Origin of the sequence: Streptomyces sp. 549, assembly GCF_030124175.1 — a bacterium.
In the GTDB taxonomy this organism is placed as follows: domain Bacteria; phylum Actinomycetota; class Actinomycetes; order Streptomycetales; family Streptomycetaceae; genus Streptomyces.
The window spans coordinates 251977-265708 of record NZ_JASKMT010000007.1 but is presented as its reverse complement, the minus strand read 5'-3'; the positions used below and the strand labels follow the sequence as shown (position 1 = coordinate 265708).

12 protein-coding genes are annotated in these 13732 nt (G+C 71.1%); 5 read left to right on the top strand and 7 right to left on the bottom strand.

Features of this window, described 5'->3' with window-relative positions:
* Positions 1-1008: 1008 nt before the first annotated feature.
* Complete coding sequence (locus QNO07_RS11810) at positions 1009-2250, top strand: S8 family serine peptidase (RefSeq protein WP_283991736.1); 1242 nt, start codon at positions 1009-1011, stop codon at positions 2248-2250.
* 7 nt (positions 2251-2257) lie between these two features.
* Here QNO07_RS11810 and pdxR read toward each other — a convergent pair whose 3' ends face one another.
* Complete coding sequence (pdxR, locus tag QNO07_RS11805; protein ID WP_283991735.1) at positions 2258-3709, bottom strand: MocR-like pyridoxine biosynthesis transcription factor PdxR; 1452 nt, start codon at positions 3707-3709, stop codon at positions 2258-2260.
* 296 nt (positions 3710-4005) lie between these two features.
* On the opposite strand from pdxR, the gene QNO07_RS11800 reads away from it, so the two are divergent.
* Complete coding sequence (locus QNO07_RS11800; RefSeq protein ID WP_283991734.1) at positions 4006-4881, top strand: potassium channel family protein; 876 nt, start codon at positions 4006-4008, stop codon at positions 4879-4881.
* A gap of 16 nt (positions 4882-4897) precedes the next feature.
* On the opposite strand, the gene QNO07_RS11795 is transcribed toward QNO07_RS11800, so the two are convergent.
* The gene (locus tag QNO07_RS11795; protein WP_283991733.1) at positions 4898-5704 is read right to left on the bottom strand and encodes a helix-turn-helix transcriptional regulator; all 807 of its coding nucleotides are present in this window, start codon (positions 5702-5704) and stop codon (positions 4898-4900) included.
* Here QNO07_RS11795 and QNO07_RS11790 point away from each other — a divergent pair.
* A complete protein-coding gene (locus QNO07_RS11790; protein WP_283991732.1) occupies positions 5703-6200 on the top strand; it encodes a DUF2000 family protein in 498 nt (165 codons plus the stop codon). The genes QNO07_RS11795 and QNO07_RS11790 overlap by 2 nt on opposite strands.
* Before the next feature lie 148 nt (positions 6201-6348).
* Here QNO07_RS11790 and glnA read toward each other — a convergent pair whose 3' ends face one another.
* Positions 6349-7764 carry a type I glutamate--ammonia ligase gene (glnA, locus tag QNO07_RS11785; protein WP_283991731.1) on the bottom strand — a complete coding sequence of 472 codons (1416 nt, stop codon included), beginning with the start codon at positions 7762-7764 and terminating at the stop codon, positions 6349-6351.
* Between the two features lie 232 nt (positions 7765-7996).
* Here glnA and QNO07_RS11780 point away from each other — a divergent pair, with 232 nt between their 5' ends.
* On the top strand, positions 7997-8467 hold the full coding sequence (locus tag QNO07_RS11780) for an RDD family protein (protein WP_283991730.1): 471 nt from the start codon (positions 7997-7999) through the stop codon (positions 8465-8467).
* A gap of 385 nt (positions 8468-8852) precedes the next feature.
* On the opposite strand, the gene QNO07_RS11775 is transcribed toward QNO07_RS11780, so the two are convergent.
* The 4 genes from QNO07_RS11775 to lipB form a co-directional block, all read right to left on the bottom strand.
* Complete coding sequence (locus tag QNO07_RS11775; protein WP_283991729.1) at positions 8853-9542, bottom strand: DUF4191 domain-containing protein; 690 nt, start codon at positions 9540-9542, stop codon at positions 8853-8855.
* Positions 9543-9551: 9 nt separating this feature from the next.
* Positions 9552-9752, bottom strand: a complete 201-nt coding sequence (locus tag QNO07_RS11770; protein ID WP_283991751.1) for an SCO2195 family GlnR-regulated protein — start codon at positions 9750-9752, stop codon at positions 9552-9554.
* Positions 9753-9862: 110 nt separating this feature from the next.
* Positions 9863-10804, bottom strand: coding sequence for a lipoyl synthase (lipA, locus tag QNO07_RS11765; protein ID WP_283991728.1), 942 nt, complete (start codon positions 10802-10804; stop codon positions 9863-9865).
* Between the two features lie 109 nt (positions 10805-10913).
* Positions 10914-11696, bottom strand: a complete 783-nt coding sequence (gene lipB / locus QNO07_RS11760; RefSeq protein ID WP_283991727.1) for a lipoyl(octanoyl) transferase LipB — start codon at positions 11694-11696, stop codon at positions 10914-10916.
* Positions 11697-12071: 375 nt separating this feature from the next.
* Here lipB and QNO07_RS11755 point away from each other — a divergent pair, with 375 nt between their 5' ends.
* A complete protein-coding gene (locus QNO07_RS11755; protein ID WP_283991726.1) occupies positions 12072-13547 on the top strand; it encodes an NsdA family TPR-like regulatory protein in 1476 nt (491 codons plus the stop codon).
* Positions 13548-13732 lie beyond the last annotated feature (185 nt).

Here is a 13732-nt window from a genome sequence, read left to right as displayed (position 1 = left end):
CATCATGGCCGCCCAGCAACAACCCACCTTCGGCCCCATGCCCGACGTGGGAGTGCCGGAGCCCAAGAATGACGGCTACACCTGGAGTGGAGGCAACGGTTCATCTTCGTCTCCGGTGGCGGCAGGAGGTGGTAGCGGTGACGTTGGAACGTTGCGCCAGACAGGCAACGCCGGGCGAGGGGAGGAGAGCAGCCCACCGGCCGCCGGGCTTCTTCGTAGTGAGGAACAGCTTGCCAGCGGGCCCCCGGAGCGGTCGATAGGTACCGACTTGAACAGTACGGTTGCGTTGCCCGCCGCTTCCGAGTCGGCGTCGCGTTCCCCTGGAACCCCTCTGCCCAACCCCACCAACAGTGGTGGGATCGCGTCTCTGCCGGGCATTATCCCCAGCGGTGTGGGGCGCGTAGCAAGGGGGATGGGGGGATCCCGAAGCGGCACCGCCCCAACGGTAAGTGGGCGTAGCCAGGTCACAGGTGCCAGTCCCAGCGGCGTCTCCGGGCGCTTCGGGCCGGGCGGGTCTTCGGTGCCGCAAGGTGCTCCGGCCCGTTCGATCACCTCCGCGTCGCCCATCCGAGGTGCGCGGCCCGAGGGGATTCTCGGTGGCACGCCGAGCCAGGCGAACACGCCTTCCTCATCAAGGCTGCCGCGAGGAACGGTAATCGGGGGAGATTCCGCGCCGATGGGACGAGGGGTGGCAACCCCTTCTGGCGGAGTGGCACCCAGCAACCCCGGAGGCCACGGTCAAGCCCGGCGCCTCGCCGGTGAGACCGGCGGCGTCGTCGGCGGCCCCCGCCCTCATCACGGCACCCAGGCAGGACGCACCGCGCAGCCGTTCACACAGGGAGGTAGGGGTCTACTTGCGGGGCCCAGCGCCACGGTGGCGCCTCGCAACGCACCATCGGGGTCCGCTGAGCGCCCCAGCGACGCTTCCCGACGTCCCCACTACCTGACCGAAGACGAAGAGACGTGGACGGGTCAGCGCGACAGCGTTCCACCGGTGACGGAGTGACGATGACGATCAACGCTGTCGAGCGCGAGGATAAGCCAATCGGACTGCCTTGGCGCTGGCGTCGAGTGGTGAGCGTACTGTCCGTCGCCGTGGCCTGGAACATCTGCCTTGCGGGCACTGCGCCTCCGGCGCACGCGGAGGACGTTCGGAAGAAGCAGTGGTACCTCGACCCCATGCAGGCGGAGCAGATGTGGGAGGTCAGCACTGGGCAGGGCGTCACCGTCGCAGTGATCGACAGCGGCGTGAACCCCGCTACCGACGCGCTTCGCGGTCAGGTCGACCTGACCGCGCCGGAGATCAACTCCAAGGCCTTCCAGGACCTCAACGGTCACGGCACCAGCATGGCGGAACTGATCGCGGGCACCGGACGGAACGGTGGCATCCAGGGGCTTGCTCCGGGAGCAAAGATTCTTCCAATCCGGGTCCCTCTTGGTGATTTTAAGGAGCAGCCAGGAGACGGGCAATCCAATAGTGATGAGTACACGGTTGCGGAGGCTGTACGAGCGGCAGCCGACAGCGAGGCCCAAATCATCAGCATGTCTATTCGAGCGCTCTTGCGTCAAGACTTCAAAGACGCGCTTGACTACGCGGCAAGCAGGGGGAAGCTGATGTTTGCGGCTGCGGGCAACGAAGGGCAGGGGAAGGATCTTGCCGCCTATCCGGCGGCATCCAAGAACGTAGCCGCAGTCGCTGGAAGCGAGCAATCCCAAGATGTCGCTAAGTACTCACAGGACGGCTATGTGGTACTCACTGCACCTGGTTCCGATGTTCCCGGGTGGTGCGACAATACGTTCTCCCGGTACTGCCTGAATGAAGGCACGAGCAACGCTGCGGCCCTTGCCTCCGGAGCAGCTGCACTGATCTGGTCGAAGCATCCCGAATGGAACGCCAACCAGGTGATGCGGGTCATGCTGCAGACAGCCGGAGTTCCCAAGGGGCAGGAAGTACCAAGCAAATTCGTCGGCTACGGCGCAGTCCGCCCCCGCGTGGTCCTTCTCGAGGACAAGGGCGAGCCCGGCGACCCCGATATCAATCCCCTCCTGGACCCTCACAGCATCAAGCCGACGCCTCCCTCGCCTTCGCCATCACCAACGCAGGAGGCAGCGGGTCACACAGCCAGCGAACGCACCGCAACCAGTACCTCTGCGGACGGATACGGCCTGGTACTCCCCCTCGCGGTCGGCGGAGCCGTCGCCCTGCTGGCCACGGCGTTCCTTCTCCTCCGACGCAGAAGGAACAACTGACGGGGCATCAGTCCATCCGTCCCCCTCGCCCTGCGCGCACGGCTTCCACGGCCTCGGCGAGGCGCTGGACGGCGCCGGGGACGGCCGTGTCGGCGAGGTTGCCGTAGCCGAGGACCAGCACGTCCCCGACCGGACCGCCGCCCGCCCGGTAGCGTTCGAGCGCCACGAGCCGCACATCGCGCCGGGCTGCCGCTTTCACCACCTCGGTGGCCGGGCAGTCCACCAGGTGCAGCATCAGATGGAATCCGGCTGCCGCCCCGGACACCCGGTGTTCCGGCAGCAGTCGGTCGATCTCCCGGACCAGGACGTCCCGGCGGCGGCGGTAGCGCAGGCGCGAGGCCCTCAGGTGCCGCTCGTAGGAGCCCGCCGCGAGGAACTCGGCCAGTGCCTCCTGGTCGATGACAGGCGGTGGCATGGGCGCGCCTTCGTCGGCGGCCACCCGGTCCGCCCAGCGCGCCGGTGCCGCCAGCCAGCCGATCCGCAGTGACGGCGAGAGCGTCTTGCTGACGGAACCGAGCAGCGCCACCCGGCCCGGGTCCATGCCCTGCATCACGCCCACCGGGCGGCGGTCGTAGCGGAACTCGGCGTCGTAGTCGTCCTCCAGGACAAGCCCGTCGACGCGGCGCGCCCAGTCGATCAGCGCGGCGCGGCGCGGTGACGACAGCACGACTCCGGTCGGGAACTGGTGAGCCGGCGCCACGATGGCCGCCCGCACGCCCGGCAGCTGCGCCAGCAGGTCGACCCGCAGCCCCTGCTCGTCCAGCGGCACGGGCACCGGCCGCAGACCCGACGCGGCGACGACCGCGCTCAGCCGGGGCCAGCCCGGGTCCTCCACCGCGACCTCCGTGTGGCCCTCCGCTCGCAGGGTGCGGCACAGACGGGCGACACCGTCGGACGTACCGCCGCACACCAGGAGGTGATCAGCTGTCAGGGCTGCTCCGCGAGCGCGGACCAGGTGCGCGGCCAACCCCTCCCTCAGCCGGGGGTGACCGGCGGCTTCGGGGTAGCCCAGTGCGGCAGACGGTATGGACCCGACTGCCGCCCGTACGGCGTCAGCCCACCGCTTTCGCGGGAAGGCACTCAGATCCGGTAGGCCGGGCAGCAGGTCGAACGACGGGAGCCGGTCGGGGGCGCGCACGGCTCTGCCAGGACCTGCTTCGGCTGCCGCGCCCAGCCGCACCCTGGTGGCTGAGCCGCTGCGGGCCTCCAGATAGCCCTCGGCGATGAGCTGGGAGTACGCCTCCGTGACCACCCAGCGCGAACAGCCCAGGTCCGCCGCCAGCAGCCGGCTGGGCGGCAGCGCGCTGCCCGGTGCGAACCGTCCGCCGACCACGGCCGAGCGCAGTGCGCGGGTCAGTCGCAGGTGCAGCGGAGGAGCCGGCCGGCTGGCGTCGTCCTCGTGGTCCAGGTCAAGAGCGAGCGGCATGCCCGCGACGCGGTCCGGGTGGTCGGGTGCCATGGCGCCCGAGGGTAGCGGCCGCTTCCCGGCAGCCCGCGAACCGGGGTTCGAAGCCATGAGCCGGGGCTCGGGGGTCCGGGTCCGCACGCCGAGGCCCGGCGTCCGGTGACCTGCGCCCTGTCCGTCCGGCGCCCGCTGGTCGGCCGGTGTTTCGGGTGGCGTCGGGGAGGTAGACGGCGGAGGCACGGCCGCCCGGAGCGCAGGTGGTCCGCCTCCGGCAGGCAGACACACCGCCGCAGCCGCGCAGGCGGAAAGGCGGGAGGGCGGTAAGGCAGACAGGCAGAAGGGGACTCGGCATGGGCTGGCTCATCACGGCGGCGGGCGGTGTCCTGGTGCTGCTGGCGCTGCGGGACGTCTTCCACACCCTCTGGCACCCGGTGGGACGCGGCGCGCTCAGCAACCTGGTGGTGTCGACGCTGTGGCGGCTGAGTCGCCTGCTGCGCCTGCGCCGTCGCTTCGCCCTGGCGGTCGGCCCGCTGGCGATGCTGGTGGTCGTCCTGCTGTGGACGGCGCTGGTGGCGTTCGGCTGGGCTCTGGTCTACCTGCCGCACATGCCCGACGCCTTCACCTTCACCGAGGACCTGCGCCCGGCAGATCGGGTCGACTTTCTGGACAGCCTCTACTTCTCGCTGGTCGCCGTGGCCACGCTCGGTTTCGGCGACATCGTGCCCAGCGAGGGCTGGCTGCGGGTCGCCGTGCCGGTACAGGCGCTGATCGGGTTCCTCCTGCTGACGGTGTTCGTGTCCTGGAACGGCCAGGTGCATCCGGCGCTGACCCGGCGCCGCGTGCTGGCGTTGCGGCTGGTGTCCCTGCGGCGCGCGGTGCGCTCGGCCGGGCAACTGGACCCCGGCATGGCGGCGAGCCTCTACGCGGAACTGGCCGAGCAGATCACCGAGGTGCGCGTCGACCTCCGCCAGCACCAGGTGACGTACTACTTCCACGACAGTGAGGACGGCTCCTCGCTGGCCCCCGTCCTGGACTACGCGGCCGACCTCGCCGAGGAGGGTCTGGAGTCGTCCCGGGCCGACGTGCGGCTGAGCGCCGCCATGCTGTCCGAGGCGCTGGAACTGCTCGCGGAGGTGCTGTCCGACGAGTTCCTGCACCTCGATGCACCCCCCAGAGAGGTCTTCGCAGCCTACGCGGCCGACCACAACCAGTCCCCCACCTCCTGATGACGTCGCCCGGCGACTACGCCCGCGCAGTCCCGCCGCGGGCGTAGCGACCGGGGGTGGTGCCCACGTGGCGTCTGAAGTGGCGGCTCAGGTGCGCCTGGTCGTAGAAGCCGGACGCGGTCGCCGCCTCCGCCGCGGACCGCCCGTCGAGCAGCAGCCGCCGGGCGCGCTCCACCCGGCGGGCTGTCAGGTACTGGTGCGGCGCAATGCCGAAAGTGCCGCTGAACGCGCGGACCAGATGTGCTGGATGAGTGTGCAGCAGCGCCGCGGCCTCGTCCAGGGTCACGCCCCCGAACAGCCGCTCGTCGAGCAGGTCCCGCAGCCCGTGGGCCACCCCGCGCTCGGGTGTCGACGGTCCTCCGACGGGATGCGGGCGCAGGTGGCCGCGGAGTCGCTCGCTGATCAGGGCGAGGCGGCTCTGCGCCTCCAGGGCGTCTCCGCCCTCGGCGAGCGCGGAGTGGAGCTGAGCGACGCGGCGGCGCAGCAGCGGGTCGACGAGGTCGGGCCCGTCCACCGCCGGGCCGATGAACGTCTCGTCCAGCTGGGTCAGGTCCAGGTAGAGGACCCGCTTGCGGAAACCGCTCGAGGTGGCGGGTGAGCCGTTGTGCGGGACCTGAGGTGGAAGCAGCGACACGGTGTCGCCGGGGGTGCCGCGCTCGTGGCGGTCGAGGTCGTAGCGGACCGCGCCGTCGTCCACGATGAGCAGCGTCCACACGTCGTGCACGTGCATGGGGTAGGCGTGCTCGGTGAAGTGGGCGTGGAAGACCTCCACCACGCCCGCCACCTGCGGGCGCCAAGCGGAAACATGCTGCCGGCCCACCATGCAAGGAATGTACAAGACGGCGCTGCGGACGGTCCGCCAGTCTCAGGGCATGACGACCGAGGGCATGACGACCGACCCCGTTACCATCCGCTTCGACACCAAGATCGCTGTTCTGCTCCGCGAGGACCTGGAGACCTGGCAGCGGCTGAACGTCACCGCGTTCCTGGTCAGTGGCCTCGGCACCGAACTGCCCGAGCTGATCGGCGAGTCGTACGCGGACGCCGACGGCACGGCCTACCTGCCGATGTTCCGCCAGCCCGTCCTCGTCCTCGAGGGGACGAAGGAGACGCTTGCCGCGGCGCACCGGCGCGCTGTCGCCAGGGCGCTGCTGTGCTCGGTGTTCACCTCCGGCCTGTTCGCCACCGGCAACGACCGGGACAACCGCGCCGAGGTGCGGGCCCTGCCCGGCGACCAGCTCGACCTGGTGGGCATCGCCGTCCACGGCCCGCGCAACGCAGTCGACAAGTCACTCAAGGGCGCCCGCATGCACCCTTGACCTGCCGGACTCGCCCGGTCCCCGCTGCAAGCTGCGGCGGGGAGAAGGCGAGAACGCCGACGGCCGTGCCTTCCCTGGCGGGAAGAACACGGCCGACGGCCCACAGACGGCTCAGGAGAGCGGAAACCCGCTCTGACCTGCGGCGACCTCAGATGTCGAAGTACAGCTCGAACTCGTGGGGGTGCGGGCGGAGCTGCATCGGGGCGATCTCGTGGGTGCGCTTGTAGTCGATCCAGGTCTCGATCAGGTCGGAGGTGAAGACGCCGCCGGCCTGCAGGTACTCGTTGTCGGCCTCCAGGGCCTCCAGGACCGCGGGCAGCGAGGTGGGCACCTGGGGCACGTTGGCGTGCTCCTCGGGGGCCAGCTCGTAGAGGTCCTTGTCGACCGGCTCGGCGGGCTCGATCTTGTTCTTGATGCCGTCCAGGCCCGCCATCAGCAGCGCGGAGAACGCCAGGTAGGGGTTGGAGGACGGGTCGGGCGCACGGAACTCGATGCGCTTGGCCTTCGGGTTCGCACCGGTGATCGGGATGCGGATCGCGGCGGAGCGGTTGCGCTGCGAGTAGACCATGTTCACCGGGGCCTCGAAGCCGGGCACCAGGCGGTGGTAGGAGTTCACCGTCGGGTTGGTGAAGGCCAGCAGCGACGGGGCGTGCTTGAGGATGCCGCCGATGTAGTAGCGGGCCGTGTCCGACAGGCCGGCGTAGCCCTGCTCGTCGTAGAACAGCGGGGAGCCGCCGGTCCACAGCGACTGGTGGACGTGCATGCCGGAGCCGTTGTCACCGAAGATCGGCTTGGGCATGAAGGTCGCGGTCTTGCCGTTGCGCCAGGTGACGTTCTTCACGATGTACTTGAAGAGCATCAGGTCGTCGGCCGCGGCCAGCAGCGTGTTGAACTTGTAGTTGATCTCGGCCTGGCCGGCGGTGCCCACCTCGTGGTGCTGGCGCTCGACCTCCAGGCCGGCCTTGGCCAGCTCCAGGCTGATCTCGGCGCGCAGGTCGGCGAAGTGGTCGACGGGCGGGGCGGGGAAGTAGCCGCCCTTGTAGCGGACCTTGTAGCCGCGGTTGCCGCCGTCCTCGATGGCACCGGTGTTCCAGGCGCCGGCCTCGGAGTCGATGTGGTAGTAGCCGGCGTTCGCCTTGGTCTCGAAGCGGACGTCGTCGAACACGTAGAACTCGGCCTCGGGGCCGAAGTACGCGGTGTCGGCGATGCCGGACGACGCGAGGTAGGCCTCGGCCTTCTTCGCCACGTTCCGCGGGTCACGGCTGTACTGCTCGCCGGTGATCGGGTCGTGGATGAAGAAGTTGATGTTGACGGTCTTGTCGCGGCGGAACGCGTCCACGCGGGCGGTCGAGAGGTCGGGGACCAGCGCCATGTCCGACTCGTGGATCGCCTGGAAACCCCGGATCGACGAGCCGTCGAACATCAGGTTCTCGGTCGGGTCGAAGGCCGCGGCCGGCACCGTGAAGTGCTGCATGATGCCCGGCAGGTCGCAGAAGCGGACGTCGACGAACTTCACGTCGTTGTCCGCCATGTACTTCTTGGCCTCGTCGGCGTTCTGGAACATCCAAGTCCTCCTAGTCCCGCCGCGAGGGGACGGGATTGCATCTCAAGATCGCAGCCCAGTGCGGTGGTCCGCTGGCTCGACCCTAGGCATGGGGGATTTCTCGAGCATGACCCAATTGTTTCGCCGATGTTAACCGGACGCGGCCCGCTGCGGCCTCTTCGGAGACTGTGGGGCGCGCCCGCATACGTTCGGCCGCTGACGTCCGCTGTTCGACTCGCGATACCGTGGTCGGGTGGACAACAGGCAGGCAATGGGATCGCGGCTCTCCGGCCCCCGCGCGGCGGCCGAGGGCATGGGCGCCGAGTTCGGCTACCGCGGTGAGCGGCTGGGGCTGCCGGAGGAGGGCCCCGGTTCCATCGCCCCGCTGGGGCGGCGGGTCGCCGCCATTCTCATCGACTGGCTGCTCTGCGTACTCATCGCCCGCGCGCTGCTGTCGGACGGCACCATGCAGAGCGCCGGGAACTGGGCGCTGCTGGTGTTCGGCGTCATGGTCTTCCTGACCGTCGGCACGCTCGGCTTCACGCCGGGGAAGCGCCTGATGCGGCTGCGGGTGGTGTCGGCCGCGGGCGGCCGACTGACGGTGCCGCGGGTGCTGGTGCGAACGGTTCTGCTGACGCTCGCGCTGCCCGCGCTCATCTGGGACCGCGACACCCGCGGCCTGCACGACCGCCTCTCCGGCGCGGTGCAGATCCGCACCAGCTGACGGGGTCGGGCCGCGCCCCGCCACCGAATCCGCCGGCGTGCGACGCGCGGTGCGACCCGCATCTCCCGCCCCTCCCCCGCGTTGCGCTGGGCGGGTGGTCGTCGGCCGACACGCTCAATGAGGCCTCCCGTACCGCCGACGGAGTGAGGCGCGGGGTCCGCCGCGGAAGCAGCCCCGCAGCTGCACCGCACGCCCCCCATCGCTCACGCTCTGCGGGCCGGACCCCGGTACGAGGGTCCGGCCCGCAGAGCGTGCTCGGTTCTGGCGCTTGCCGTATACGACGGACGCAGCGGGGGCAACGGGCTCAGCCGGATACAGCGGGTGCAGCCCGGGAGCGCGGCCGTGCGTCGGCGCGGCGGGGCTCCGCTGGGGAGCCGTGCGGCGGTCAGCGGCCGGTGGGGCCCTTCGGCATGCGCATGCCCTTGGGCATGGGCCCCTTGGGCAGCGGCATGTTCTTCATCAGGTCCCCCATCGCCCGGAGGCGGTCGTTCACCTGGGTGACCTGCGAGCCGGGCAGGACCCGCCGCTTCTTCACGATGGTGCTGCGCAGCTTGCTCAGCGGCACCTGGCCCTCGTCGTTGCCGACGATCAGGTCGTGCACGGGGATGTCTCCCAGGACGCGCGCCATCTTGCGCTTCTCGGAGGCCAGCAGGCCCCGCAGCCGGTTCGGGTTGCCTTCGGCGACCAGGACCACGCCGGGCTTGCCCACCGCCCGGTGGACCACGTCCTGCTGGCGGTTCATCGCGACGGCCGGCGTGACCGACCAGCCCCTGCCGATGTTGTCCAGCACGGCCGCCGCCGCTCCCGGCTGTCCTTCCATCTGCCCGAAGGCGGCCCGCTCGGCGCGGCGGCCGAAGATGATCGCCACAGCGAGGAAGGCCAGCAGGAAGCCGAGGATGCCCAGGTAGATGGGGTGCCCGACGAGGAAGCCGATCCCGAGGACCACGCCGAAGGTGACCAGCCCCACGCCGGCCAGGATGAACCCGAGCCACCGATCGGACCGCCGGGCCATCTTGTACGTCAGGGCGATCTGCTTGAGCCGCCCCGGATTCTCGGATTTTTCCTTCCGCGCCATACGGGGAGTTTACGTGGCGACGGAAGCGGCTTCAGCCGCGGCCTCCAGGACGTGCTCGGTCTCGACGCGGTCCTTGGCGCGGCGGCGGTCCTCCAGGACCGCCGTCCACGCGTTGCGCCGGGCAGTGCTCTGACCGGTCCGCAGCAGGACTCCCTCCAACGTGCGCAGCGCGTCGGCGAGAGTCGGGCGTACGGGGGCGGCAGCCTGCATGGTCTTGTCCCCTCGGATGACATGAGCGGTGTGTGAGAACATCGTCACCGAAAGGTGTTACCACCGCATGACCGCCGGGTCAAAATCGGTCAAACCCTTTGAGACACATCTCACGCGGCGTCGGTGGCCCGGCGCCGTTCGACGGCCTGCTGGTACAGCCGGCCGGCCCGGTAGGACGAGCGGACGAGCGGGCCGGACATGACGCCCGCGTAGCCCATCTCCTCGGCCTCCTCCTGGAGCTCGACGAACTCGTGCGGCTTGACCCAGCGCTCGACGGGGTGGTGCCGGGGGGTGGGCCGCAGGTACTGCGTGATCGTGATGAGCTCGCAACCTGCGTCGTGCAGGTCCTGCAGGGCCTGGCTGACCTCCTCGCGGGTCTCGCCCATGCCGAGGATCAGGTTGGACTTCGTCACCAGGCCGGCCTCGCGGGCCCGGGTGATGACTTCGAGGGACCGCTCGTAGCGGAAGGCGGGGCGGATGCGCTTGAAGATCCGCGGCACCGTCTCGACGTTGTGGGCCAGCACCTCGGGTCGCGAGGAGAACACCTCGGCGAGCTGCTCGGGCACGGCGTTGAAGTCCGGGATGAGCAGCTCCACGCCCGTGTCGGGCATGCGCTGGTGGATCTGGCGCACGGTCTCGGCGTAGAGCCACGAGCCGCCGTCGTCGAGGTCGTCGCGGGCGACGCCGGTGATGGTGGCGTAGCGCAGCTCCATCTGCTCGACGGACTCCGCCACGCGGCGGGGCTCGTCCCGGTCGAGTTCCGCGGGCTTGCCGGTGTCGATCTGGCAGAAGTCGCAACGGCGGGTGCACTGCTCACCGCCGATGAGGAACGTCGCCTCGCGGTCCTCCCAGCATTCGAAGATGTTGGGGCAGCCGGCCTCCTGGCAGACCGTGTGCAGACCCTCGCGCTTGACCAGGCTCTGGAGCGCGTTGTACTCCGGGCCCATCTTGGCCCGGGTCTTGATCCACTCCGGCTTGCGCTCGATGGGGGTCTGACTGTTGCGGACCTCCAGGCGGAGCATCTTTCGACCGTCGGGTGCGACAGCGGACACGTCCGGCTCCTCAAACTTTTGATTCTTCGGCGCATCCCAGGGTACGCCCACCTGCCTCCCGCCCCTCCACCCCCGGTACCCGAGGGAAGCAAGGCGGGCCGTGCCCTCCTCAGACCGCCCGGGGCAGTGGCGCCGTTGCGCCGAGTACCGCTTCGAGGTGCTTCTCGACGACGGGGAGCACCTCGGTGACGGGCACGTCCCGGCCCAGTTCGCCGCTGAGCGAGGTGACGCCCGCGTCGCGGATGCCGCACGGCACGATGCGGTCGAAGGAGGTGTTGTCCGGGTCGCAGTTCAGCGCGAAGCCGTGCATGGTGACGCCCTTGGCGACCCGGATGCCGATCGCGGCGAGCTTGCGGTCCTCGCCGCGCTGGCCGGCGTTGGACGGCGCGTACTCGGGGCCCATCAGCCGGGCGTCGAACTCCTCGTCGTCGGGGCGCGGGGCGAAGTCGAGGGAGAGGCCGCCCAGCGAGGGGCGCGCGGCCAGCGGGTCGCCGAGCACCCAGACGCCGCTGCGGCCCTCGATGCGGCTGGTCTCCAGGCCGAAGTCGGCGCAGGTGCGGATCAGTGCCTCTTCCAGGCGGCGGACGTGTGCGACGACGTCGACCGGGCGCGGCAGCTTGAGGATGGGGTAGCCGACGAGCTGGCCCGGTCCGTGCCAGGTGATCTTGCCGCCGCGGTCCACGTCCACGACCGGGGTGCCGTCCAGGGGGCGCTCGCTGTCCTCGGTGCGCCGGCCGGCGGTGTAGACCGCCTGGTGCTCCAGCAGCAGGCAGGTGTCCTCGACCTCGTCGGCGAAGCGGGCCGCGTGCACCTCGCGCTGCCGCTGCCAGGCGGCGTTGTACTCCACCGCCTCGTCACCGAAGCCCATTCGGACAAAGCGCAGCTCGCTCACGGCGGCTTCCCTTCCCGGCCGGCCCGGCCCTGTCGGCCGTCCCGGCGTTCGCGACCTCCCCGCCCGGGCGTCCCGGCCGGTGTGCGCCACCGCTGCGGCCCGCCCGGCGTGGCGCCCGCGTGCCGCCACCGCACCGGGGTGCGGCGGTAGTGGCTGCCAGGGGCTCCCGGACCCGCTCCGGACGCCCCTGGCAGCCACTGTACGACCGTCCGGCCACCGGTACGCAGGCGCGTGCGGGTCCGCGCGCCCTCACACGAATGGATGAATACCGGCCCGATGTGGCGGAGAACACCGAAACGACCGCTACATTCACGCCGTTCCAAAAGGGCGCCCTGGCGTCTGTCCCAAGCCGACAGGCAGGAGACCGCACAACTGATGTCGTCGGAACGACCCGGGAGCCGCCCCTCCCAGCAACGCAGTCCCAACCGTCAGCTCGCCGCCCTCATCGCCGAGGCGGGCTTCTCCAACGCCGGGCTGGCGCGGAGAGTGGACCAGCTCGGTCTGGAACACGGTCTGGACCTGCGGTACGACAAGACGTCCGTCACCCGCTGGCTGCGCGGTCAGCAGCCGCGGGGCACCACTCCCGCGCTCATCGCCGAGGTGTTCACCCGCCGGCTCGGCCGCCGGCTCACCGCCCAGGACCTCGGCCTGGACGCCTGCGCCCCGGTGTACGCCGGTCTTGAGTTCGCCGCGAGCCCGGCGGAGGCCGTGGACATCGTGGGCGGCCTGTGGCGCAAGGACTCCGGGAGCCACGCCGAGCTGCGCAAGATCGCGTTCACCCCGGCCGGTCTGGTGGTGCCCAGCCGCGACTGGCTGATCGGCCGCGCCGACGAGCGGGTCGCCAGGGGTGAGCCTCCGGAAGCGCACCGCGTGCCGCTGCAGGGCCGGGGCCCGCTGGCTTCCCGGGTGCGCACGGACCCGGCCGAACTGGTCGAGCGCACCGCGGGCCAGCGGGTGTCCGGCGGTGACATCACCGCCTTGCGCTCGGTGGCCGAGCTGTTCCGCACCCTGGACCACGCCTACGGGGGCGGCCACGCCCGGCAGGCGCTGGTGCGCTACCTGGAGCACGAGGCGGAGCCGATGCTGCGCGGCAGCTACGGCGAGCAGGCCGGGCGCCGGCTGTTCGCAGCGGCCGCGGACCTGACGCGGCTGGCCGGGTGGACGGCGTACGACATCGCCGCGCACGGGCTGGCGCAGCGGTACTTCGTGCAGGCACTGCGGCTGTCCCAGGCCGCCGGTGAACGGGCCTACGGCAGCTACGTGCTGGTGACGATGAGCCGCCAGGCCGTCTACCTGGGCCACGGCCGGGAGGCGGTGCAGCTTGCCCGGGTGGCGCAGCAGGGCGTGGGGGCGTCCGCGCCGCCGGTCCTCCAGGCGCTGCTGCACGCCGCCGAGGCGCGCGGCCACGGGGTGCTGGGCGAGGTGCGGGCCTGCACGGCGTCGCTGGCGCGGGCGGAACGGGCACTGGAGGCGGCCCGGCCCGGCGAGGAGACGCCGCCCTGGGCCCGCTTCTTCGACGAGGCGCAGCTCGCCGACGAGTTCGGGCACTGCCACCGGGATCTCCAGCAGTACCGGACGGCGGCCCAGTACGCGGAACGCTCGCTGCACCTGCGCGGTGCCGGCTACGCACGCAGCCGGCTCTTCTGCCGGGTGGTGCTGGCCACGGCCCGGCTGGGGCTGGGCGAGATCGAGCAGGCGTGCGCACTGGGCGCGGAGGCCGCGCAGGCGGCAGCGGAGATGCGGTCGGTCCGCGCGCACGAGTACGTGCGCGAGTTCGAGCGCCGGCTGGAGCCGTACCGGGACGCCGCACCCGTCCGCGGCTACCGGGAGCGGGTGGCGGCCCTGGGCTGACGGGGGGTCGGGCCCGCGGCAGGTACGCGGGGCCGCGGCGGGGCCGCCGCCGGACCGGATTCCCGGTCCGGCGGCTCCGCCGCGCGCGGCACCAGCAGTTGGCGCGGGGCCGGTTGGCGGTTTCTGGAAGCGGATCGGGGCCTGTTGCCGGGTCTCCGGAAGAGGCACGCTCCGGATGGCGGGCC

Coding starts and splice junctions, on each gene's coding strand:
- QNO07_RS11810 (WP_283991736.1), top strand. CDS start 1,009: ATGACGATCAACGCTGTCGAGCGCGAGGATAAGCCAATCGGACTGCCT.
- pdxR (WP_283991735.1), bottom strand. CDS start 3,709: ATGGCACCCGACCACCCGGACCGCGTCGCGGGCATGCCGCTCGCTCTT.
- QNO07_RS11800 (WP_283991734.1), top strand. CDS start 4,006: ATGGGCTGGCTCATCACGGCGGCGGGCGGTGTCCTGGTGCTGCTGGCG.
- QNO07_RS11790 (WP_283991732.1), top strand. CDS start 5,703: ATGCAAGGAATGTACAAGACGGCGCTGCGGACGGTCCGCCAGTCTCAG.
- QNO07_RS11795 (WP_283991733.1), bottom strand. CDS start 5,704: ATGGTGGGCCGGCAGCATGTTTCCGCTTGGCGCCCGCAGGTGGCGGGC.
- glnA (WP_283991731.1), bottom strand. CDS start 7,764: ATGTTCCAGAACGCCGACGAGGCCAAGAAGTACATGGCGGACAACGAC.
- QNO07_RS11775 (WP_283991729.1), bottom strand. CDS start 9,542: ATGGCGCGGAAGGAAAAATCCGAGAATCCGGGGCGGCTCAAGCAGATC.
- QNO07_RS11770 (WP_283991751.1), bottom strand. CDS start 9,752: ATGCAGGCTGCCGCCCCCGTACGCCCGACTCTCGCCGACGCGCTGCGC.
- QNO07_RS11755 (WP_283991726.1), top strand. CDS start 12,072: ATGTCGTCGGAACGACCCGGGAGCCGCCCCTCCCAGCAACGCAGTCCC.